This is a genomic window from Amedibacillus sp. YH-ame6 (genome assembly GCF_053848845.1).
In genome coordinates this window covers 54,264-77,405 of the sequence record NZ_JBSPEZ010000004.1, presented here as the reverse complement: position 1 = coordinate 77,405, position 23,142 = coordinate 54,264, and the positions used below count along the sequence as shown (strand labels likewise).

General features: G+C 33.9%; 21 protein-coding genes and 1 tRNA gene. 13 read left to right on the top strand and 9 right to left on the bottom strand.

Features of this window, described 5'->3' with window-relative positions; genetic code table 11:
• The first annotated feature begins 439 nt into the window (after nucleotides 1–439).
• The gene (locus ACWG0P_RS04860) at nucleotides 440–1,381 is read left to right on the top strand and encodes an ORF6N domain-containing protein (RefSeq protein ID WP_455800743.1); all 942 of its coding nucleotides are present in this window, start codon (nucleotides 440–442) and stop codon (nucleotides 1,379–1,381) included.
• A 436-nt stretch (nucleotides 1,382–1,817) separates the two neighbouring features.
• Here ACWG0P_RS04860 and ACWG0P_RS04855 read toward each other — a convergent pair whose 3' ends face one another.
• Both ACWG0P_RS04855 and ACWG0P_RS04850 read right to left on the bottom strand, forming a co-directional pair.
• Nucleotides 1,818–1,964, bottom strand: a complete 147-nt coding sequence (locus ACWG0P_RS04855; RefSeq protein WP_455800742.1) for a hypothetical protein — start codon at nucleotides 1,962–1,964, stop codon at nucleotides 1,818–1,820.
• 5 nt (nucleotides 1,965–1,969) lie between these two features.
• A complete protein-coding gene (locus tag ACWG0P_RS04850) occupies nucleotides 1,970–2,662 on the bottom strand; it encodes a YjjG family noncanonical pyrimidine nucleotidase (RefSeq protein WP_455800741.1) in 693 nt (230 codons plus the stop codon).
• Nucleotides 2,663–2,745: 83 nt separating this feature from the next.
• Between ACWG0P_RS04850 and crcB the strand changes: the two genes are divergently transcribed.
• Together crcB and ACWG0P_RS04840 are read left to right on the top strand one after the other, a co-directional pair.
• On the top strand, nucleotides 2,746–3,114 hold the full coding sequence (gene crcB / locus ACWG0P_RS04845; protein ID WP_455800740.1) for a fluoride efflux transporter CrcB: 369 nt from the start codon (nucleotides 2,746–2,748) through the stop codon (nucleotides 3,112–3,114).
• Nucleotides 3,115–3,193: 79 nt separating this feature from the next.
• Nucleotides 3,194–3,267 (top strand) — tRNA-Trp (locus ACWG0P_RS04840).
• A gap of 85 nt (nucleotides 3,268–3,352) precedes the next feature.
• On the opposite strand, the gene ACWG0P_RS04835 is transcribed toward ACWG0P_RS04840, so the two are convergent.
• On the bottom strand, nucleotides 3,353–3,895 hold the full coding sequence (locus ACWG0P_RS04835; RefSeq protein WP_455800739.1) for a putative ABC transporter permease: 543 nt from the start codon (nucleotides 3,893–3,895) through the stop codon (nucleotides 3,353–3,355).
• Between the two features lie 158 nt (nucleotides 3,896–4,053).
• Here ACWG0P_RS04835 and ACWG0P_RS04830 point away from each other — a divergent pair, with 158 nt between their 5' ends.
• The 5 genes from ACWG0P_RS04830 (at nucleotide 4,054) to ACWG0P_RS04810 (ending at nucleotide 8,792) form a co-directional block, all read left to right on the top strand.
• On the top strand, nucleotides 4,054–4,605 hold the full coding sequence (locus ACWG0P_RS04830; protein WP_455800738.1) for an RNA polymerase sigma factor: 552 nt from the start codon (nucleotides 4,054–4,056) through the stop codon (nucleotides 4,603–4,605).
• Nucleotides 4,592–5,320, top strand: a complete 729-nt coding sequence (locus ACWG0P_RS04825; protein ID WP_455800737.1) for a hypothetical protein — start codon at nucleotides 4,592–4,594, stop codon at nucleotides 5,318–5,320. Before ACWG0P_RS04830 ends, ACWG0P_RS04825 begins: the two co-directional genes overlap by 14 nt.
• A complete protein-coding gene (locus tag ACWG0P_RS04820) occupies nucleotides 5,295–6,167 on the top strand; it encodes an ABC transporter ATP-binding protein (RefSeq protein WP_455800736.1) in 873 nt (290 codons plus the stop codon). The genes ACWG0P_RS04825 and ACWG0P_RS04820 overlap by 26 nt, the downstream gene beginning before the upstream one ends.
• Entirely contained in the window at nucleotides 6,164–7,639 is a 1,476-nt protein-coding gene (locus ACWG0P_RS04815) for an ABC transporter permease (RefSeq protein ID WP_455800735.1), read from the top strand. Before ACWG0P_RS04820 ends, ACWG0P_RS04815 begins: the two co-directional genes overlap by 4 nt.
• Before the next feature lie 127 nt (nucleotides 7,640–7,766).
• Complete coding sequence (locus ACWG0P_RS04810) at nucleotides 7,767–8,792, top strand: collagen-like protein (protein WP_455800734.1); 1,026 nt, start codon at nucleotides 7,767–7,769, stop codon at nucleotides 8,790–8,792.
• Nucleotides 8,793–9,047: 255 nt separating this feature from the next.
• Here the strand turns inward: ACWG0P_RS04810 and ACWG0P_RS04805 are convergent, their stop codons facing one another.
• From ACWG0P_RS04805 to ACWG0P_RS04795, 3 genes are all read right to left on the bottom strand, one after another.
• Nucleotides 9,048–10,016, bottom strand: a complete 969-nt coding sequence (locus tag ACWG0P_RS04805) for a hypothetical protein (RefSeq protein ID WP_455800733.1) — start codon at nucleotides 10,014–10,016, stop codon at nucleotides 9,048–9,050.
• A gap of 314 nt (nucleotides 10,017–10,330) precedes the next feature.
• A complete protein-coding gene (locus tag ACWG0P_RS04800) occupies nucleotides 10,331–13,888 on the bottom strand; it encodes a DUF7507 domain-containing protein (RefSeq protein WP_455800732.1) in 3,558 nt (1,185 codons plus the stop codon).
• Between the two features lie 23 nt (nucleotides 13,889–13,911).
• On the bottom strand, nucleotides 13,912–14,190 hold the full coding sequence (locus tag ACWG0P_RS04795) for a hypothetical protein (RefSeq protein ID WP_455800731.1): 279 nt from the start codon (nucleotides 14,188–14,190) through the stop codon (nucleotides 13,912–13,914).
• Nucleotides 14,191–14,509: 319 nt separating this feature from the next.
• Between ACWG0P_RS04795 and ACWG0P_RS04790 the strand changes: the two genes are divergently transcribed.
• The 5 genes from ACWG0P_RS04790 (at nucleotide 14,510) to ACWG0P_RS04770 (ending at nucleotide 21,426) form a co-directional block, all read left to right on the top strand.
• Nucleotides 14,510–15,202, top strand: a complete 693-nt coding sequence (locus tag ACWG0P_RS04790; RefSeq protein WP_455800730.1) for a response regulator transcription factor — start codon at nucleotides 14,510–14,512, stop codon at nucleotides 15,200–15,202.
• The gene (locus tag ACWG0P_RS04785) at nucleotides 15,192–16,364 is read left to right on the top strand and encodes a sensor histidine kinase (RefSeq protein WP_455800729.1); all 1,173 of its coding nucleotides are present in this window, start codon (nucleotides 15,192–15,194) and stop codon (nucleotides 16,362–16,364) included. The genes ACWG0P_RS04790 and ACWG0P_RS04785 overlap by 11 nt, the downstream gene beginning before the upstream one ends.
• 139 nt (nucleotides 16,365–16,503) lie before the next feature.
• Nucleotides 16,504–18,450, top strand: a complete 1,947-nt coding sequence (locus ACWG0P_RS04780) for an ATP-binding cassette domain-containing protein (protein WP_455800728.1) — start codon at nucleotides 16,504–16,506, stop codon at nucleotides 18,448–18,450.
• Nucleotides 18,447–20,243, top strand: a complete 1,797-nt coding sequence (locus tag ACWG0P_RS04775) for an ABC transporter ATP-binding protein/permease (RefSeq protein ID WP_455800727.1) — start codon at nucleotides 18,447–18,449, stop codon at nucleotides 20,241–20,243. Before ACWG0P_RS04780 ends, ACWG0P_RS04775 begins: the two co-directional genes overlap by 4 nt.
• 61 nt (nucleotides 20,244–20,304) lie before the next feature.
• Nucleotides 20,305–21,426: an agmatine deiminase family protein gene (locus tag ACWG0P_RS04770; protein WP_455800726.1), complete on the top strand. Its 1,122-nt coding sequence runs from the start codon at nucleotides 20,305–20,307 to the stop codon at nucleotides 21,424–21,426.
• Nucleotides 21,427–21,543: 117 nt separating this feature from the next.
• On the opposite strand, the gene ACWG0P_RS04765 is transcribed toward ACWG0P_RS04770, so the two are convergent.
• The 3 genes from ACWG0P_RS04765 to ACWG0P_RS04755 all read right to left on the bottom strand — a co-directional run bounded on the left by ACWG0P_RS04765 (nucleotide 21,544) and on the right by ACWG0P_RS04755 (nucleotide 22,696).
• Nucleotides 21,544–21,999: a low molecular weight protein-tyrosine-phosphatase gene (locus ACWG0P_RS04765; RefSeq protein WP_455800725.1), complete on the bottom strand. Its 456-nt coding sequence runs from the start codon at nucleotides 21,997–21,999 to the stop codon at nucleotides 21,544–21,546.
• Nucleotides 22,000–22,372: 373 nt separating this feature from the next.
• Nucleotides 22,373–22,507, bottom strand: coding sequence for an integrase DNA-binding domain-containing protein (locus tag ACWG0P_RS04760; RefSeq protein ID WP_455800724.1), 135 nt, complete (start codon nucleotides 22,505–22,507; stop codon nucleotides 22,373–22,375).
• A 93-nt stretch (nucleotides 22,508–22,600) separates the two neighbouring features.
• Nucleotides 22,601–22,696: a hypothetical protein gene (locus ACWG0P_RS04755; protein ID WP_455800801.1), complete on the bottom strand. Its 96-nt coding sequence runs from the start codon at nucleotides 22,694–22,696 to the stop codon at nucleotides 22,601–22,603.
• Nucleotides 22,697–23,142 lie beyond the last annotated feature (446 nt).

The following is a 23,142-nucleotide window of genomic DNA, read 5'->3' as shown; positions in this document are numbered from 1 at the left end:
ACTACAGCCGATATGAGTAAGAATTATAATGTATGAAATTCACCCCGAAATCGTAGAAGATTTTAGACAATAGTACTAAGTTGAATGTTATTTCTTTCCATCCTATTTGTGTGATGTTTTGCCATTAGTTTTATCAATTGTATTTGAATACTGAAGATATCAAGAAATACATTGGTTAATGTTTGCCAGTGATTTTAAAGAATTATAAAGAAGAGTTCTTGCAGTATCTTGTGCTTTATAGTGGAAAATATTTTTTTCTATGACTATGAGAGAGTTTATTGAAAACAGAGATGGTTCCAGTGATGTGATAAAGGGATTTATCTTAGAATATTTTGATTGATTAGGTGAAATCATAAAATGTGATTTCAAAAATTTTTAACGAAATTTAGGAATTCTAATTATTTTTCTCGTATGTATATATTGAAAGGAAGGTAATTAGATGAATGAAATAATTACAAAAGATAAAGAATTCAAAGATTTAGTACACGTAATTCGTGGACAGCAAGTGATTCTTGACAGTGATTTAGCACTGCTGTATGGTACTGAAGTTAAAAACCTTAATAGACAAGTTAAAAGAAATTCTGGTAAATTTCCTGAGGATTTTATGTTTCAGTTAATGAGAGAAGAAATAGATTATCTGATGAAGTGCCAAAATGGCACCACACCAAATAACTTTATGACAGGAAATGAAGGAGGGCGCAGAACTATGCCTTATGTATTTACAGAACAAGGTATTTATATGGTTGCAACGATTCTGAAAAATGATATCGCTACACAGCAAAGTATTTATATTATGCGATCATTTAAGGAAATGAGGCATTATATCGCAGAGAATAAAATGTTATTAAGCAGTAATGAACTCTCTAATATCAACCAGCGACTAGATAAACATGAAGCTGATATAGTTAAAATTATGGATAATTTTATTAACGACACTACAGTAAAAGAAATTACATTCTTGGAAGGTCAAAGATTTGAAGCCAATGAAGCTTACATAAGCATCTATAGACAAGCAAAATATACCATATATGTAATTGATAATTTCGTTGATATCAATACTTTGAGTTTACTTAAGCATAAGCAAAACAATGTAGTTGTAACTTTATTTACCGCAAATAAAAGTGTTCCAAAATTACAGAGATTAGAAGTACATAATTTTGATAGAGAATACCCAAATTTATATGTCAAAAGGATTAGAGATTTCCATGACCGTTATATTGTTTTAGATTATGGTACATCGGATGAAATTATGTTTCATTGTGGTCATTCTAGTAAAGATACGGGAAATAAAGTAAGTACGATTCACAAAATGTTGGACACAGAAGTTATGCATCCTGTAATAGATAAAATTTTAGAAAATAGCGACTCATTGTTTAGATAGATATTTTATACTTTAAGCTATCAGATAAATAGAAAAAGATAATCAATGATAAATGATTTCCATCTAAATTATCTTCTAATTTAATCGATTTGTATCTATTTTACAAATTGAAACCTGGTAAGAGCCTTATTTCCATTGTTCCTATCTTTTTTGTAAACCTACATAATCCAACTTATCACTTTCTTATTTTCCCTAACTAAATACGCTCTTCTGGGTTCCTTTATGAAAAAACTTATGCTGGTAATGACCCTCTATTATGTGGTTGTGGTTTTGAAATGAAATTTGTTGATTGTTATTTCCCTCTAGAGATACAAGAGAAAATTAATGAAAAATGGAAATACCCAAAATAAAATGTACCCTATAAAACAGAGTCAGTATGTCTTTTTTCATACTGTCCATTTTACAGGGTACATTTTAGGATAATGTGTTCTTTTATTTACCCATTGAAGTTAACTTTCCCAAATTTATCTGTATTCTTCTTTCTACCTAATTTCTTCTCTAACATCTTAGATTGTGGTTTGCTTTTTGCTTGACGACTTCTCTCTAATAATGCTTTTGTATCTACTTTCTTTTGTTCGCTCATATCCATCATTCCTTTCCTAATATTTTATAGAGTTCCCTTAAATCGGTAATCTCATAAGTGCTGTTTAATATTATTTCTTTTACATCTTGTCTTGGATGATACCAACACGTATCAATACCAGCGTTGATACCTCCTTGGATATCACTTGATAAGGAATCGCCGATTATCAACACGTTATGTTTATCAACTTCACCAATACGCCTAAAACACGTATCAAAATAAGCCAGGTCTGGTTTTTGATATCCTATTTCTTCTGATACAAAGACATCTTTGAAGTAAGGTCGTAACCCACTCTCATCCAATCTTTGATATTGTGTAGCACTAACTCCATTACTGGCTATATATAAGTCATATTCTTGATAAAGTGCTTGGACTACTTCCATAGCATACTCCATCATTTCATGACCATGTGCTAAACGATTTTGATAATCATCTTCAAACTGAATGCCATCATCCTGTATCCCTACTTCTTGAAAGAGTTTTCCAAATCTAGAATAAATCACTTCTTTTCGACTTATTTCTCCTGCTTCATAAGCGTTCCATAGTTCTTTATTAATCTCTAAATAGCGATTACGAATACTCTCATTATAAGGATATCCATACGCTTCAAATGTATGTATCAACGCATGATATTCTGCCGCATCAAAATCTAATAATGTGCCATCTGCATCGAATAATATTGTTGTATATTGTTTCATAATTACCTCTTTCTTTTGTATTATAACGGTTTTCTTATAAAACGTAAAGAAACTATGGTAATATTATAAACGAGGTGATACACATGAAAGGCTTGTTATTTGTTGGATTGGGTGGAGCAATTGGCGCTATAATGCGTTATGGCATTAGCATGTTCCCATTAAAAAGCGAATTTCCTTTCCTTACATTGTTCATCAATATCTTAGGTGCTATTATGATTGGATGCATTGTTGGGTTCAGTGAAGAACATACGAGCAATGAAGATCTCTTATTGTTTTTAAAGACCGGAGTTTGTGGTGGATTCACTACTTTTTCAACCTTTTCTTTAGAAGCAGTTCAGCTTTTTGAAAAGCATCGCTATTTTGCTGGTGGCAGTTATGCAGTGGTTAGTGTTGTCTTTTGTATTGTAGGTGTACTGCTTGGAAAGAGCATTTCTAAAACCTTATTTGCTTAGTGCTATAAATCGTTTATTTTCGTGATTTTTTATTGCCAATCTTTTTTTTCTATGATACTATAATAGGGCAGTAAAAACTAGGGGTATAGTACAATGGTAATATAACGGTCTCCAAAACCGCTGATGGGAGTTCGATCCTCTCTACCCCTGCCATGAAATACATAAAACGTTGTCAAAAAAATTGACAACGTTTTCTTATGCTACAAATGTATAAAGAAGGATAACATACCAAAAACCATCAATATCGCGTGAATATTGTGATTATAAAATCTATTAACATAATAGAAATTCCTATTATGCAAATAAACCATGCAGTCTTCTGTTTCATACGAGAGACTATGTATTCCTCCAGAGGTTCCACAACATAAATTAGAGCTAACCCACCAAGCGCAAATGTGAATACTGAACGCAAACAAACAAAACCATCAATGTTCATAAACAATCCAGTATAATCCCACCAACGATGTTTCCATATTTGCCACATACCCCATCCTGTAATATATTCTACGATTCCTGTTATCAACATTCCCATAATAAATACAATCCAAGGATATTTTTTATATTTATGTAATAATAAAGCCATAAGTACAGCCCCGACACCATAAACAGGTAAATATGGGCCGTACATAAAACCCCGATTTCCTATCCAATTCTCACTAACATAATAAAATATTTCTTCATAAATCCAACCACTAACACATCCTATAAAGAAAATGAAAATTAGAACAATTAAACGTGCGTGGATAAATTCTTTAGATTTTCCTATAAAATGTTCAATCATTTTAGTTCCTCCCTTAAGCATTATTTGTGTTACATTATAACAGGTTTATTTTTACATTTGTTAAATCTGTATAATTTATCATGATGTGTTATTTAAAAAATTCTGCATTAAGTAAAACTTTATTCCCATACGATTCGTTATATAGATAGGAGGTAGCTATGAAAGAACAGATGATCATTAACAAAATAAAAAAAGGCGATCAACGTACACTTGATTCCTTTATTCGTGAACTATACCCTCCTATTTATAGCTTTGCCTATCGTAAGCTACAAGGTGATGACATTGCGAAAGATATTACACAAGAAGTATTCCTTCGTTTTGTTCGCCAACTCCCTTTATACCATTGTGAAGGAAAGACATTACATTATCTTTATCGCATTACAAGTAATCTATGCCATGATCATTTTCGTAAGATGAAGCGTGAACAAAGTGTAGATATAGAAGATAAAGCATATGAGCTTAGTGATAACAGTAGTGTACACGAAAGTATTTTAAATCAAATACAAAACGAAGAACTTATGTACTATATCAAAGGACTAAAAGAAGAACACCAAGATGTTCTCCTATTAAAGTATTTTCATCAAATGACATTTAAGGAAATTGCGGATAGCTATCAACTTCCCCTTTCTACTATTAAAACAAGACATACTGCCGCATTAAAACGATTATCTAAATTATGGAAAGAAGGTGACGCATATGATAAACCATAAAAAAATGATTTCGATTGATGAACTGCATTTAGAAACAACCATTCAATTGTGTAAACAAGAACAATCTCACATCCTACAAAAACAAAACACAAGCCTACTTTTATTATTCACTCGTTATATAATGATGGATATACGAATGTATGCATCCTTTGCGTTAATTGGCTTTTTATTGACTTTACTGTTCTCTGGATTTCATCGAACATTCATTTTAATTTATGTATCCATCTACTTTTTCTCACTAGGGTTATTCGCGCTATATGAATTTTATAAAAATGCATTCTATCACACCACAGAATTACTCTCCAGTGCATACTTACACCCTGGACGTTGTCTCCTAATGAAAAATGCAAGTATCGCATGTATGGAATGTATTCTTTTTCTCATCCTGATGATGCTTCCAATGGTTCATCAACAAATTACTTTAACGCAAGGAATTTTATGCTTCCTCGTTCCTTTGTATGCGTTACAAATCGCAATGATATATCTCTTACCAATTATAAAAGGTTATTATTCAGCACTTGTCCTGTATATAGTTCTCTATGGTATCTATTTTATATTTGTAAAAACATTCTCTTTGCTTCAAATAACAAGTACTATATCTTTTCTCATTCTCACAATTATCATTTTTATATACCTAATAAGTATGTATCAACTGTATCTAAAAACAAAAAAACAAGGAGGTAATACGTATGGAATTACTTTTGGAACATATTAATAAAGCATTTAAGAAGACTTCAGTGGTATGCGATATCAATTTATCTTTACAAGAAGGAGTGCATGGTTTATTAGGTGCCAATGGTTCTGGCAAAACAACCTTAATGCGAATTATTTGTGGGTTATTGCCAAAAGATAATGGAACGATTATGTTCGATGAAATCGACGCTATGGCACAATACGATATTTACGCAGCTAATATCGGTTATATGCCACAACACTTTGGATATTATCCTCATTATAGCGTGTATGAGTTCTTAGAATATATGAGCATTGTTAAAAATCTATCTAAGGATTATGGTAAACAAAGAATAGAAGAGCTTTTAAAGACGTTAAATTTAGTAGAAAAAAGAAATACAAAAATGAAGAAGTTATCTGGTGGGATGCTAAGAAGAGTTGGTATAGCACAAGCATTATTAAATGAGCCAAAAGTGTTGATTTTAGATGAACCAACGGCTGGTTTAGATCCAAAAGAACGTATTATTTTCCGTAATTTGATTGCTTCTTTATCACAAGATTGTATCGTCCTTTTATCTACCCATATCGTTAGTGACATTGAAACAATTGCAGATGATATCCTCATCATGAAAGAGGGTCAAATCATTCTTCATGATACACCAGAAGATCTCTTACAAACCATCATCAAAAAAGTATGGACAATAACACTACCAAAGAAAGAAGCCTTGCTACTGATGCAACATCATATCATTGTGAAAAGTCGTAATGAAGGTAATCAGATTGAATTACGTATTGTTTCTGACAATAGACCACACCCAGATGCAACCTTATCAACACCAGATTTAGATGATCTTTACCTGTATCATTTCAAAGAGAGTGATTCTTTATGATACGTTTGATAAAAGCTGAGTTTAAAAAGATATTCAAAAGCAAAGCAAATATCGTTCTCTTGCTTGTTCTTATGATACTTAGTGGCTATAATTGTTATCAGACATATCACACAGCACCATCAAAACAACTTCCAGTAGAAAAGTATATAAATACAGATGGAGACATAAGTGAAGGACTTAACTATTGGAAAGAAGCTGATAAGATACAACGCCTTTACACAGGAACATTAAATGATTCTATCATAAAAAAAATGCATCAAGATTTCATGAAAATCATAGATACGTATTCTACGGACAAAGTAGATCATGCATATATGTTGAAAGTATATGGTGATAACTACGAAGAAAAGATAGAGAAAGCAAAAACCGAAGGATATACCACAGAGGAATTTGATAAAATCTTTCCTAATTATGTTTCTATCTATAAAGGGTATTGGGCTCAACCTATAGAAGGTACTGATAAATTAAAATTTGGTGGTCTGGATATTTTCATGGAAGGCGATGCTACAACCTCTCTCTATTCCTCAATCTACAACGTCTATAAATATACTGAGAACCCTGATGAAATGTCTTATGACACTGCTTCACTCGAACAACTGTCCAGATGGTTACACGCCTCGAATTTAACGAAACAGCAAATTCGTAAAGAGTTCTTAGGAGAAGCTCCTATTTCATCAAAAACAGAAGCTACAATAGAACCTTTGCTTGATCATTTTCAAAAATCTCCACGTAATATAGGTAGCAATATTGGAAACAATCTTTATCTAAAATCAATGTATGGACTTGATATTTTTTCACTCTTAATTATCATACTCATATTATCCAACATATTTGCTATTGAAAAACAACATAAAACAGATCAAATCATGTGTCCATCCTTTCATGGCGCAAGAAATATAACAATTGCGAAACTTATCACTGGCGTACTATTTGCCATAGGAATTGTCACTCTTCAAATAAGTATCATCACTCTTATGTCAATTATCTTTTTACCAATGAGTGATATAGGCTTCACCGTCTATGCACAATCACAGTTCTTTTTTCCAAATAGTATAACAGACTTTCTTTTCACTTATAAAGAAATGATATTTAATGGTATTCTTCTTATTACAATTTCTGCTATTGCAACAGCTTGTATTACAATGTTAATTTCTTATATTAGTAAGAATCGATTTGTAACAGTAATTCCTTTACTGCTTATCTTCATACTCACAGGATACATTCTCATTTTCGATAGTATCCTTCCTGGGACTATTTTAGATTTATTCTTCCCTGCTCAAATGGTACATTTCACTCAATTTTTCCATCTTTCCTTTCATACTGGACAAGCACAGTTTTTACCCTATTTTACAATGTTTGGCCAAACCTTCGCATGGAAAGATGCCATCATGTTATTTTGGGTATTGATGTCACTAGGCATGAGTATGCTCGTTGTAATGCATTCACGCAAACATAACGTTAAAACAAATTAATCTAAAGACACTCAAACACGAATTTTGTTTTGGCTGTCTTATTATCGTGACAACTGCCCATCTATACTTTTTTGTAATGCATATCCTATGGAAGGAATGTATTTACATCCTATGATGAGGTGATGAAATGATAGAAGATGATGTTTTCTTTGTATCTTGTGATCCATGTATTGATGAACCAATCTGCTGTTGTGAAGGTCCAAGAGGACCTAGAGGATTTCGTGGGGCTACGGGTGCAACAGGTGCGACTGGCACAAAAGGCTCCACAGGTGTAACTGGAGCTACTGGAAATACTGGTGCGTCAGGTGCCAATGGAGCGACTGGGCCTACAGGAGCTACGGGTGTAAAAGGGGCAACCGGTGCCACTGGAAACACTGGTGCTGATGGGGCTACTGGTCCAACGGGTGCTACTGGCAACACTGGAATTACAGGTATTACGGGAGTAACTGGACCAACAGGTGCAACCGGAAATACTGGTGCTGATGGCGCAACTGGCCCAACAGGTGCCACTGGAAACACTGGTGCTGATGGTGAAAGCGGACCAACTGGGGCTACTGGAAACACTGGAATTACAGGTGTTACTGGCGCAACTGGTCCAACAGGTGCTACAGGAAATACAGGTGCTGATGGCGCAACTGGCCCAACAGGGGCAACTGGAAATACTGGAGCTGATGGTGAAAGCGGACCAACAGGTCCTACAGGTCCTGCGGGAATCGAATTTTTTAACGGTTTTTCTTTTGGTGGTTCACAAAGTGTAGAACCTGGAGGAAAAGTAGTACTTGCACAAGGTTTCTTTCAACCTAATTTTTATAGTTTTGCTACAGGTACAGGCGATATCAACATACTTGCAAATGGAACTTATCGCATAAGTTTTGGATTAAACATTTTATTAGAGTCTCCAACAAGTGCATTACCAGTTGCCTATAGTTTTTATTTGGATCAAAATATCTTTCCAAGTTCTGCATTTGGGGAATATCTAACTACTACAACTGCTTCTTCCTCTATTCTATTTACCGCTGAAACAATAGCTACAATTTCAGCTGGACAAGTAGTATCACTACGTAATATTGGAAGTGGAACAAATGTACTAACTGGTGATGCGGGAACACAAAATGTTACCAATGCCTTTATCATGATTATGAAGTTATTATAGAAATATATGAGCCGTCTTTAGTATCGTACACATGAAAATTAATAAAAAACAGGAAAAGCCAAGTGCATATTAAGTGCTTGGCTTTTCTATTGTTCATAGTTTGTTATTTTTCTTTCCAGACCTTGCTTTATGTAGTAGAAAACCCTATTAGAATTGCACACTGTTCATGTCTTTCTTATAGGGTAGAGTTTTATACTTTAAGCATAAATCATTTTCATATGCATTATTTACTCCAGTTTTAAAACCTTTAGAATACTATCTTTCATCATTCTCACAAAGACAATGCAAACTCTCAAGTTTAGAATACAATTGACCTTCTAGTAAAGTAATCTGTGTAATTGTTTTACGAACAGATTCATTGACCATCAAGAGTTCTTCTATGGAAATATCGCTGGCAACAGCTTTTTGTAGTTTTTCTCCTTCTGCATTCAAGATGTGTGCAATCCCTGCCTCCTCTAAAGCAATGGAATGAATAACTTCACTCACGCCCTTCTCACAAGTAATATTTGTTGGATCTGGATTAGGTATAGGAGAGAAATCATCACAAGATAGAATAACTTCTAAGGTAAGGACAGTATTCTCATTGGTAGAACAATCCTTTACGAATATTTGAATTTCATATCGTTCCTCATACCCATTCATACAGTACTCTTTCAATACCATTGCCTCGAAATGATATGAACAAGATAAGCGATATACTTTAGAGCAATCATTTGATAGAGAAATGACTTCAATATACGTATTACCTTCCCCTTGATAAGCAAGGCAATAACCATCATGAATTGCGATAATATCTATAATTTGCATACCTTCTTCGACACACTGTGTTTTTAGAATTGTTTGAGAGCATCGATCCCAAAAAACAATCTTATCTTCATATACTAATAGGATCACGGAACATGTTGGATGTACACTTATTGCACATATTCCTTCTTCTACTTCCCATGTTTTTAATTTGCGAAAATTTAAATCTAAGCAAAACAGTATAGAAGGATGTTCATTAGAAAATGCATAGTAATAGCATTCTGATCTATCGAAACAAATACCATCATAGTGATGCGCACAACTATACTTTCCTTGTTTACATAAATTCTCATCTAATCTTATAATTCCATCATAACCATAGCTTAAAAGTGCATAATCACATCCATCATAGGCTACGCTTTTTATTTCTTCTATTGAACAAGACATTGGTTTATAACAGCCTGGTTTTATCGTTATCAAAAGAATACCCCCATCTTCATTATATTCATATCTTATTTTATGATATGAATACAAAATGGTGCATAAAATCATGCAAACATTTTATTTAGCGCAATTTCCTGAGATTCGATAATCTACAATACTCATTTTTGTTTGACCTATTCTCACCTCTTATACAATGATATCGTCTTGAAGTGAGGACTCCTACCTAAAAATCGTTGAATTTCCAAAAGCTAACCTACCATTTTCTTCCTTTTCAATTATCGCATAAATAAAACAGAGGTTCCTACAAGCAGGAACACTCTGTTTTTACTTTCCGCAGTATGGTGATTCCCTTAACAGATTCCCTCTATTTGACAATCGACCACGCTCAATTTTTGTTTTAAAACAGCTTCTAATAAGGAAATAGATGCCAGCATATCTGAAACGCTTTTATTAATACATAATAATTCTTGTGCGCTGATATCTCCCATTGCTACCGCTTTTTGTATTTTCGCACCTTCCGCATTAGCAATCGCCGCAAGGGCTGCTTGTTGTAATGCGACAGACTCGATTAAATCGTTAATTTGTTGTTGGTAGTTGTAACGTAACACTAGTGTATCAAATGAATTGCTTGTTTTACTTACACGGACACCATTTACATTTTCAGTATCTACGGTGTATGTGTAGTCAACGCTTGCTATATTGACAATTGGATTTGGCAATGGCATTACATGGATGAGTGCTTTAAATATGATTGCAACTACTTCTCCTGGCGCAATTGGATTCGTTAGTGTAATCCCAGTAGTAGGTGTACCACTATATGGAACATTTACACTTAGGGTTCCATTCACATAGTTTGTACCATGCACAATAATATCCTTAATTACAACATTGTTCGCAGGAACATTACCTGTGTTTGTGACTGAAATCTGATAGGTGATAGTATCGCCTAAGAAAGATATAAACTTATCTGCACTTTTTTCAATCACTACGTTTGCATGATGCACTTGTGTACTTACTATACTGCTTGTTGTAGTAGCGCTTACTCCATTTGGTTGGGCTGGATCTACCGTGTATTTGTATTGAACATTAGCGATATTTTGAATTGGATTTGTCTTTGGTACATCGCTGACTTTTACTTGGAAGCTAACAAAAGAACTTCCTCCAGCGCCAATTGGTGTATTCAGTGTAATATTAGGAAGTGTCCCTGTTGCACCGATGAGAGATCCTGCTACATAGGTTGTCCCTGTTGGAATGGCATCTTGCAATGTCACATTGCTTGCTGCAACATTTCCTATATTTTGCAAATCAATTGTATACGTTAATATATCATTTACATCTGCATACGCTTTATCTACTGTTTTTGTTGCATTTATTTGTGCATGGTTGATAAGTGTTGTCACCATATTGCTCTCCTCTGTTCCACTAGACCCATCTGGATTCGCAGGATTCACTGCATAGTTGAACGATGTGGTCGCTGAATTTACAAGTGGGTTGGTTTGTGGAACACTCGCATCTACCTTTACTTGAAAACTTACCGTTGTACTAGCACCTGCACCTAATGGATTGATTAATGCAAGAATTGGTGGTGTTCCTGTTGCTCCATTTAAGGATCCAGAAAGAAACGTAGTTCCCACTGGTAAAACATCTTGAATGAGTACATTATTCGCAACTACATTCCCTGTGTTTTGAAGCTGTAAAGTGTATGTGATAACATCACCTGTATCCGCATAGCTCTTATCAACTATTTTTAATGTCGTGATACTAGCATGGTTCACTTGTGCTTCCACCGTATTACTTGCACTTGTTCCACTTTGTCCATTTGGAAATTCTGGATCCAAGGTAAATGTGAAAGTTGATGTTGCTACATTTTGAATTGGGTTTACTGATGGAATCGTTGTTCCCACTTGTACTTGAAAGCTTATGGTTGTGCTAGCACCAGCAGCGATTGGATTTGTTAATGTTAGTGTTGGAGGTGTTCCAGTGGCACCAACAAGAGAACCAGGAACAAAAGTAGTTCCACTTGGAACTGCATCGTTTACAACAACATTGTTCGCATCCACATTCCCAGTGTTATTTATAATAATGGTATACGTAATAATATCACCCGTATCCAAAAAGCTTTTATCGGAAGTCTTTTCCATGGAAAGGATGGCTTCACTGATTTGTGTACTAACCGTATTACTTGATGCACTACTACTTGCACCATTGGGTTGAGCTGGGTCTACCGTAAAGGTATAGTTTGCAAATGCATGGTTTGTAATTGGATTAGGAACAGGAACTGTGTTCCCCACGATTACTTTAAAGGATATCGTAGCAGTTCCACCTGCTGCAATCGAACCAATTAAGTTCAGTGTTGGTGGGGTCCCTGTTGCACCAAGTAATGATCCTGGTACAAATGAAGTTCCTGCTGGTATAATATCAGTAACAACTACATTGTTTGCAGGTACATTACCGGCATTTGTCAATAAAATTGAGTACGTAATTATATCACCTGTTTTAGCGAATAATTTATCAACAGCTTTACTCATAGTGATAAATGCTGTATTCACTTGTGTTGTGACAATATTACTAACCCCTGATGTCCCTCCTGGAACATCTACATTGGCAATATTAGGAATTGGATTTCCAATAGGTGGTAAAGAATTTACTTGCACTTGCCAAGAAATGGTCGCAAAGCTAGCAGCAGGTATTGTTGAAAGTGTAATCCCTGTTGCTAAATCTGTTCCAGAATAACTAGTACTTGCAATGATATTACCAATATATGTTGTTCCAAATGGTGTAGCATCTTTTACAAGGATATTATTTACTGGAAAATTATTAGGATTATCAACTCGGACAGTATAGGTTAATACATCTCCTATATTCGCAAAAGCCTTATCCACTGTTTTTACAAACACTTCTGGAGCAGCGTTCAAAATAGTATACGTTACATCATCGCCTAACACTGGTGTAAATGTAATTGGCAAACTACCACTTGAAGGTATGGATCCTGCTGGAGTTGCATTGGATGCAGAAACCATTTGTGTATATTGCGACAATGAGCTCGCACTACCTGCTGCCATAGCTTCATTTATTGTATATGAATTTCCAAGTTGCGTATAAACAATTGCTTTTTCTGTTTGAATACCATTTAATGAACCTGTAGTTGTTGCTTGGGATGCTGGCAAACCATTTATATCTAATACAAACTGATCACTCGCATCAATACGCTGTCCAATATTCTTTTCTAGTGTAATACGCGTTACAGCAAACCCGATTGCGATTGCTTGTAAACTTCCTCCAAGATTACTCTCCGTTAAGGTAATTGAAGTTGGAGCATGAGATCGCATCACGTAAGAAGCTACTGGGTTATTTAAAGAACTTCCTACAATACTAAACGTTTGTGTACCAGCACCCGAAGTTGTAACGCTGGAAGGATTTCCAAGAACAGCAACTTGTTGCCAAGTTCCTCCATTTGTTGACCATGTCCAAGTTTCGCTTCCAGGTGAAGGTGGTCCTCCATTTGTACTTTCTGCATCTGCAACAATTACTTCATAATCACTAATAGGATTTCCTGCAGAATCTTTTACAACAATATTTGTAAGAACTATACTTTGTGCTCCAAAGCCACTTACTGCAATATTTTGTAATGCTACATTCCCTGCGATACCTGCATAATTAGGTGCAGGAAGAGAAGCATTTGAGAAATATGCAAATGACCAAGTAGGAACTGTCTTCGTATTGTAACTAGTTGGATTTCCGGAGGAATTGCTATTCGTCAAATCAAATGTAACGCTATCCCCTGTAGTAAGGGTTGCGGATAAATTCGTTATGGTTTGACCTGGTGCAATTGTTAACGGACCAAAATCAAACCATCCAATTCCTCCAGCACTCACTCCAGAAGTTGGATTTGCATAAGAAAAAGGCATACGTGATCACTCCTTCAAGTTTCTTAACTTGTTTGACAAATTGTACTTTTAAATAGTTCTAGTTTTGTTTTCAAGGCAAGTTCCAAACCAATGACCGTATCAACAGCATTCTTCACAGATGCGTTTACAGCCAATAGCTGCTGAACACTTACACCAGAGGAAGAAATTACTTTTTGCAATTTCTCACTTTCGGCGTTAAGAATATGTGCAATTGCTGATTCTTCAATTGCGATTGACTCAATAATATCCCCTATTGATTCTTCACGAGTAATGGTACCAGGTTTAATGACAGGCATTCCCATATATATTCCCTCCTTTTCTTGAATACTATCGTATTCATAGCGATGAGAAAACATTGTAAAATTATTTCTCATCTGTTTTAGTGTATGAGCAAAACTTTAAAGCAACTATATCATTTGTCACTATTATCGTTTTCTTTTTTTTATACGAAAGTCAGTAAATGCTTATATGGATAGGAACTAAAGATTATTTCACAAATTGTTTCATGAAGTATGATATGATAATAGTAGGTGTTTTCATTGTAACAAACAATGGAGTAGATGAATCTTGCTTAACTTAAATTTAACACCATGTGCGTATAATAAAAATTGAGGTGATTTTATGAGAATATTAATTGTGGAAGATGAGTTAGAACTACAATCATCAATCGCTGAAGGGCTTAGATTAGATGGGTATGCTGTAGATACTTGTGACAATGGCAGTGAGGCTTGTGAATTATGTTTTGTTGTCACATACGACTTGATTATTTTGGATTTAAACCTTCCAGAAATGGATGGATTTGAAGTCTTGCAACAGATTCGTCAATACAACTCAGAATTAAAAGTTTTAATATTAAGTGCAAAAAATTCTGTTTCTGATAAGGTCAAAGGTCTAGATAGTGGAGCCAATGATTACTTAACCAAACCCTTTGCTTTTGTAGAGCTTGAAGCAAGAATAAGAAATTTATTACGAAGAAATTTCATACAACAAGATAATATTTTACTCTTCGATAAAATAACATTAGACCTTTCAAAACAAAAAGTATTTGTCGATGATACTGAGGTTGTCTTAACAAAAAAAGAATTCTCTATTTTACAATATTTTTTATTGAATCAAAATAAAACAATCAGTCAAGAAGAATTAATTGATCATATATGGGACAGTAATGTCAATAGTTTTAGTGGTGCTATTCGTGTACATATTGCTTCTTTAAGAAAGAAATTAAAGAACGTATTGACATACGATCTCATAGAAACGAAAGTTGGTGTGGGATACTTTTTAAAGGAAAGGATGGATAGCGAACATGTTCAATAGATTTTCTATTCGTATAAGACTGGTAGGCATCACCATGTTCATTCTCATCTTATGCTGTATTGGAATTACCCTTATTATCAATTACTCCGCTACACAAATGACAATACAAGTAGTTGATATCTTTGTTCCCGCGAAAGAAGTAGTACCAGTACAACATGCGAAACCTACTGACGCTTTGTCTCAAATTTATCAATCTGATCTTTCAATGGCCCCAACAGAAGACATAGAGAAGGCGAAACAACAAGCACAAGTCATGGATGCATTCTACAAAAACAGTATTTTATATATGTTTTTTATCATACTATTTGGCGCTGTTCTGATGTATTTTTTTTCAAAAAGAATCCTTCTTCCCCTCGCAACCTTAAATGCGAAAATAAAAAATAGTACAATCTCAAATCTTTCAGATAAAATCATTGTTCCAGAAGGGAATGATGAAATCAAAGAACTTGCTGTTTCTTTTAATAAAATGACAGACGGATTACATGAAGCAGTAATATTTCAGCAACAATTCTCTGCGAATGTAGCGCATGAATTAAGAACACCGCTTACTATATTAAAAACTAAAATCGAAGTATTTAATAAAAGAGACAACAGTAATCTTACAGAATACAAGCAACTTATTAGTGAATTGCAAAACCAAATTACGAGATTATCAGATATTATCCAAACTCTTTTAAAACTTACGAACACGGATGCTATTGAAGATAAAGAATATATTTCTGTTGCAGACATAGTAGAGAGCATTATAGAAGAGTTCTCAGCTATTTCATCACAGAAACATATACAATTTTTAGTGGATTATGAAGATGTTGATATGTATGGTGATATAGATTCTATTTATCAATTGTTTTATAATCTTATTCAAAATGGCATCAAATATAATGTTGATCATGGAGTGATTTCTATTTCCGCAAGAAATGAAAATAAAAAAACACTTATTAACATTTGGGATATGGGATTGGGTATAGCGAGTGAGCATAAAAAACATATATTTAAACCTTTTTTCCGTGTTGATACATCTCGTTCGCGCTGTATTGGTGGTGTTGGTTTAGGATTATCCATCGTTAAACATATTGTCGATAAGCATGGTGGAACAATTTCAATTTCAGATCATCAACCACAAGGAACCTGCTTTACAATCGAATTTCCTCTTCCACGATAAAAAACTTTTTGAAACAATACTTCTCTTAACAAGTATTTAACACTCAATTGTTTATAATGGCTATAGCTTGTTAAACATTCCATTCTAGCAAGATTGGAATCCTTAATAAGATATAGCTTTTTAAATAGGAGGAATTCGTATGTTTCAAGTAAAAAATGTAACAAAAACGTATGGTGAAAATGCAGTACTTAACAATGTATCCTTATCGATTACAGATGGGATGAATTTCGTTGTAGGATCTTCTGGAAGTGGCAAAACAACGTTATTCAAAATCATGGCTGGAATTGATAGTGATTATGATGGAGAAGTTTATTTATGTGATAGAAATATGAAAGAATTATATTATAATGAAAAAAGTTCTCTCTATAATACTACAATAGGCTTTATTTGGCAGGAGTTTCATTTAATAGAGAGTTATACGGTTGTGGACAACATCTGTTTACCCGCACAGCTGAACAATACAGTAACTAGAAAACGTGCGCAAGAATTGATTGCACGTTTAAACTTGAAAAATGTTGCGGACAAACAAGTAAAATATCTATCAGGTGGACAAAAGCAAAGAGTCGCTATAGCACGTGAGTTGATGAAAAATCCTAAGCTAATTTTAGCAGATGAGCCGACCAGTGCCTTGGATAAAAAAGCATCCAATGATATCATGAACATACTAAGAGATATCGCAAAGGATACACCGGTAATCGTGATTACGCATGATCCTTCAAATATAACAAAAGCCGATTCCGTATTTGAACTAGATAAAGGAGAAATAATTTCAGTTCGCATGGAAAGTGAAGTTGCGATCAATCGAAAACTTAACATTCCCAAAATTAAATTCCCTATTTGCAACGCCCTCTCTATTATGAAAACAAACTTCTTTTGTTATAAAGGTAGATTCTTAACTTCTGTGGTAACATTGATTATGGGCACTTGCTTCTTATTAACCATGTTCTCAAATAATATTTCAGGTGCTAGCCAAACAGAATTCAATAAGCTCTTTGATTTATATGGAGAGAGTGTATTAGATATAAGTATGGCACATTCTTTTATTGGAGCATCGGGAACATCAAACGAAGATAAGGACAATCCAAATGTGGATGTGAAACAAAATTTAAAAGGTTTATATGAAAAATATAAAAATGATAATAGAGTAAAGTTCATTACTTATGTAAAGGCATTTGATAATATTAGCCTGAAAGATGGGGATAAGACGTATTCCATAGAAGCTTCAGGCAATGTTCCGGTTATGAATAAACTCATTACAGGAAGGCTCGCGAATGGATCTACAAAAGAAATCGTAGTTCCAGAAAGTTTTGTAAAAGAAATGAATATTTCAAATAAAGAGGCCCTTGGAAAAAAGATACTCTTTCAAGGAGAGCTTGTAGAATGGAGCGGAAATAATCCAACTATTAAAAAAGTTTCATCAGAAGTAGAAATCGTTGGTGTTATTGATTCCTCTATAACCACTGTTTTTGAAGGAAAAAAATATGAGTACCCAATTTCTGATTCATTTTTCTTTAGCAAGTCTGCTTTGGATAGTTTGTTAGAAAATTGTACTACAGACCCTGATAACTTAGACATTTTAATCAGAGCTAAAAGCCCAAAGGATATGATTTCCTTAAAGGATGAATTGAATAAAGAAGGCATCGTACCACTTGGTAATTTTGAAGTGATTGAAGACCTTGTTCGTCTAAGTTCGCAATCAAAGAAACAATCAAAAACGGCAGAAGAAGTGATTGCGATATTAGCACTTGTTCTAGTAGGCGCTATATCCTTGGTTACTACTATTCTTAGAAGAAAAGAATTTGCTATCTTCAAAATCAGTGGATTTTCTAATAAAAATCTGTGTATGTTATATTTATTTGAAGTGGGTACACAGATGATATGTTCCTTTATATTAACAATGTTGCTTGCTCCTCTTATCAATGTGGTTAGTGAGAAAACACTAGGTGTTTCTATTATCCTGTTAGAAAATGTAGGGTTAAATCTTTTGCTTTTTATAGGAGTCGCGCTTTTGAGTTATCTCATTACTGCAATCGTATGTATCCGTACAAGTGTTTTAAAAACATGTAAGTTAGAGGAAAAATTATGATTGAGCTACTTAATCTAACAAAAATGTATGGAAAAACCACGATTATTCAAAATGCAAATTATGCATTTCCAGATAAAGGATTAGTGTGTTTATTAGGAGAATCTGGGTGTGGAAAAACTACATTAATAAATTTGATTGCAGGATTAGATGGAGATTATAGTGGACAAATTGTTGTAGATCATGTAAACCTAAATGTATTATCCGAAAATGATTTATGTAACTATAGAAAAGATTATATTGGTTTTGTTTTTCAAGACTACCAATTATTAAGCGGGTATAGTGTAGCTGAAAACATTGTATATCCATGTGTACTAACAAGTCATGATGCAACGAACGATATACAGCAAACAAATGAATTACTAGAGAAAATAGGCTTATCGGACAAAGTAAATGAAAATGTTTTAAATTTATCTGGTGGACAAAAACAAAGAGTAGCAATCGCAAGAGCTCTCATAAAAAATCCAAAAGTTATATTAGCAGATGAACCAACGGGAGCATTGGATAGAAAAACTTCTACAGAGATTATGCAAATGCTAAAAGAAATATCAAAAACAAAGCTTGTAATTGTCATTACCCATGATCATCATATTTGTGATTATGCAGATGAAATCATTACCATTGAGAATAAAAAAATACAAATACAGAAAAGTTCAACTGAGACAAGTAAACAAACGAAATCGACAATGATACTTACTCCCCCACTGGATTTCCACCCTTTTACCTTGGCATATAAGAATTTTAGAACAACATTTTTAAAATATTTTCTTATATCTTGTATATTTTCTATTGGAATCTTATGTGTTATATTTTCGCTATCTTCTGGAAATATCTTAGATACCTCTATTTCTAATTTTAAAGAAAAGAACATAGCGTTCAATAATGGCTATATTAAAAATGAAGGAAATACAGATGTTTATCAGACACTGAAGCGTGATGATCGAATTATAAATGTATATAAACAGTTTCAGATTGAAAATGTTTCACTATCGATGAATGATCGCAATGAAACCATGTCGGAAAAATTTCCTATGCCAAAAACGAAAGAAACAATGTCTTATGGAAGTATGCCACGTATGGGAAAAAATGAAATTGTGCTTACTCCTAGTTTGGCAAAAAAGTTCAATCCTCAAATTCATAAGTTAATAGGCAAAACAATGACTTTGAAATATAATCACCAAAACTATGAATTAACGATAAGTGGCATATATAATGCAGGCTATGATGACTTCTTTGTTAGCAGTGATGTGGAGCAATCTTTTTATCAAGGAATCAAAACTAAAGACTACTATTCTATTAGCTATGATGTTAAGAATTTTGAAGATATTGTATCATTCAGTGATGAATTATCAAATGCGAAAATTTCGAGTGAAAATGCTGCAGAGCAGGTAAGCACCATGATGCGTACATTCTCTAAAATACAGACTCTTTTCTTCATTATTTCTGGTATGATCATATGTGTAGCGATGTTTATCATCATCATCATTTTGATTAAAATGCAGGCCATTCGCTATAAAATGGTAGGACTCCTATATTCCTTTGGTTTTCAAAAGAATATGGTAGTAAAAATAATCATTGCTGAAAATATTCTTTTAACGACTTTGGTAGGGGTTATATCTTCGATATTGTTGATTGCTATTCAATTCTCCACCCAAATATCCCCCATTCAAATTCATTTAAGTATTGGCGAATTTATAATAACTTTGTTAAGCTCCTGTAGTTTCATATTGTTGCTGTATGCGATCATCAATAAAAAGTTAATAAACACTCCACCTACACTTGCACTGAAAAAGTAAATGAACGAGTGTATTCACAAGATTGCATTCCAAACAAAAAGATTATTTCAAAGAGGTATACATGAAAAGAAATGCATGGATAAGCAAAGGATTCGTATTTATATTCATCGGAATGATTTGTTATACAATCAGTGTTTTTAGAAAAGGAGATGAACATACAATGACCCCTTATGTTATTCCACATGAAAGCATGAAACATGAAGGAACTTGGCTCATATGGCCTCATCATTATACCTATGGAATATCTTATCGAAATGAGCTAGAACCAATTTGGATACAAATGACACAAGCGCTGATTTCTGGCGAAAAAGTTCATATCCTTGCTTATCATGAACAAGAGAAAAAACGAATTGAGAAAGTACTCCTGGATAAACGTATTCCTCTAGATAATATTGATTTTGTTCTCGCAAAATCAGATGATGTATGGGTAAGGGATACAGGCCCTATATTCGCTTACGATAAAAACAACACTTTGAGTATTTTGGACTTTTCTTTTGATGGCTGGGGTAAAAAAGCACCTTTCAAAAAAGATAACAAAATCCCTTCTGTTGTTTCTAACAGTAAGAAACTTCCTTCCTTGATTTTATCTACTATAGTCCTTGAAGGAGGTGCAATGGAGTTAGATGGACGTGGTACTTTTATGGCTTGTAAAAGTTCCTTAATAAGTCCCCATAGAAATTCAAAGGTCTCACAAAAAGAAATGGAAGAATTTCTACATCAGTATTTTGGTATTACAAATTTCATATGGTTGGAAGGAAGCATCGGTGAGGATATAACAGACTCTCACATAGATGGTATCGCAAGATTCTATGATGAGGAAACTATTTTGACAGTTTCAAAACGTGATTTCTATGAATTATATGACAATATAAAAGAGAATGATTATGATGTTCTTACCTCTGCCAAAAACACAAAAGGAAAAGCGTACAATATCATTGAATTACCTCTTACGCAAAAAAATGTGATTGGTTTAGATTATAAGGGTTCCTATTTGAATTTCTATATAGGAAATAAAGTGGTGTTGTTTCCAATATACCAAGATAAGCATGATAAAATCGTAATCGAGAGCATGAAAAAACTGTATCCTGATAAGCAAATTGTTCCTATTGATGTAACACCCTTATATCCATATGGTGGTATGCTACACTGCATAACACAACAACAACCTGCGAATAAGCATTGATGTTTATAGCCTTTAGGCAACTTTGTTTGCCTACTTTCAACAAAGCGTATATCTTAGTACGCAATGCACTTTTTCAACTGATAAGGGTGTGAGGAATCTTAAAAAAATCGCGTGATTCTACATGCGATTTTTTTGCGTATAATTTTTTAAAGCTAAGCACCCTTCTACTATATCTTCATACGTTTGTTCGAAATTTCCACTATACCAAGGATCTGCAATCACACCCTTGCGATGTGTATAACTTAACAGACTATGAATTTTATTCTCTAGATCTCCATGACAGATACGTACCATATTAGAAATGTTTGCTTCATCCATCCCTATTAAAAGATCATATGCTTCATAATCCTCCTTCGTCATCACCCTTGCGGCTCTTCTTGTATAGGGAATATGATGTTTATCCAACATCCTCTTTGTACCTCTATGCGTATCATTTCCAATTTCTTCCCTACTCGTTGCGGCAGAAGCGATCATGTAGTCTTCCTTATTTTCCTTTACTAAATCTTTCATTACAAATTCCGCCATGGTAGAACGACATATGTTTCCATGACAGACGAATAGTATTTTTATCATCTTTGCATATCTCCTTATATCTTGTTAAATTCTTTGTTTATTAGCGTTTTAGACATATATGTTTGAAATACTTTTCCCAATGCAAGGCTACCACAGTTGCAAGCAGAAATTCAAAAAGGTTTTTGCGAATTAAATCATCATCTAATATCATTCAACCACGACCCTCACTTTGTAGCTTAATAAGCCAACCTTTAGCATCTGATAGCTTTACTTTGTCAATCCGCATATTACCAAAAACTTCTTTTTTTGATGAGGTTGATGACAAAGTTATAATTTACTTCAGTGTTATGTCTTACTCCAGTCTTTTGTGATACGTTTTTCCTTATCACATAGTGGTATATCATCCTTTACTGCTACTGGAATCGTGTCCGTTTTAACAAATTCCAACTATGCATATATTTCGATTTCCTGCATTATTTATGTACTTATACATATATCGTCCATCATTACGTTGGCTCTCTCCATTGTGTGAAATACGATTTTTATTATCTCGTCTTTTTTCACTCATCTTATCAATCCTCTCTTAACTGAAAGAGCCTTAATATGATATAAAAAGTATAGCATATCAAAAGCTCGTTAACTATATCAAATTGTTTTCGTTTTATCTGTATTCGATTACCACTCCGTATGAATCGGCTGGCATTTCTATTCTCTTTTCTCCAATGCACAAATAGCGTGACGCTTCTTCAATCGTCATGGGATAGCGTTTCAATATTGGAATTATTTATGTTTAACTTTGGGAAGAAAAACTGTGAATATATCTATTGGTAACTGTAAATGTGTCGTATGACTTACTCTTCGGTTTCAGCGTCAAAGATGATACTGATATAGTCAAGCTTGATTGTTAAATACTCTCGTTTTGCTATAACTTATTTCTCCTTTCCTTTTTGCACTTTAGAAACATTGCAAAAACCTCTGTAAATGCTAATTTAAGCCAGATTTCAATTACCAGTTGTGTATCACAAAGTGGTGTTACAATATCTCCCCTGCACAGACGCCTAAAAGCGTTTTTCCTGCGGTTAACATGCTAACCGCTTTGGAAGCATCCATCAGGTTAGATCAGCGAACATATGAATGTTAAGGTGTCTGTAAAATTTATTAACATTCAGATAAAAGCAATACAGAATTCACAGTATGAATTGA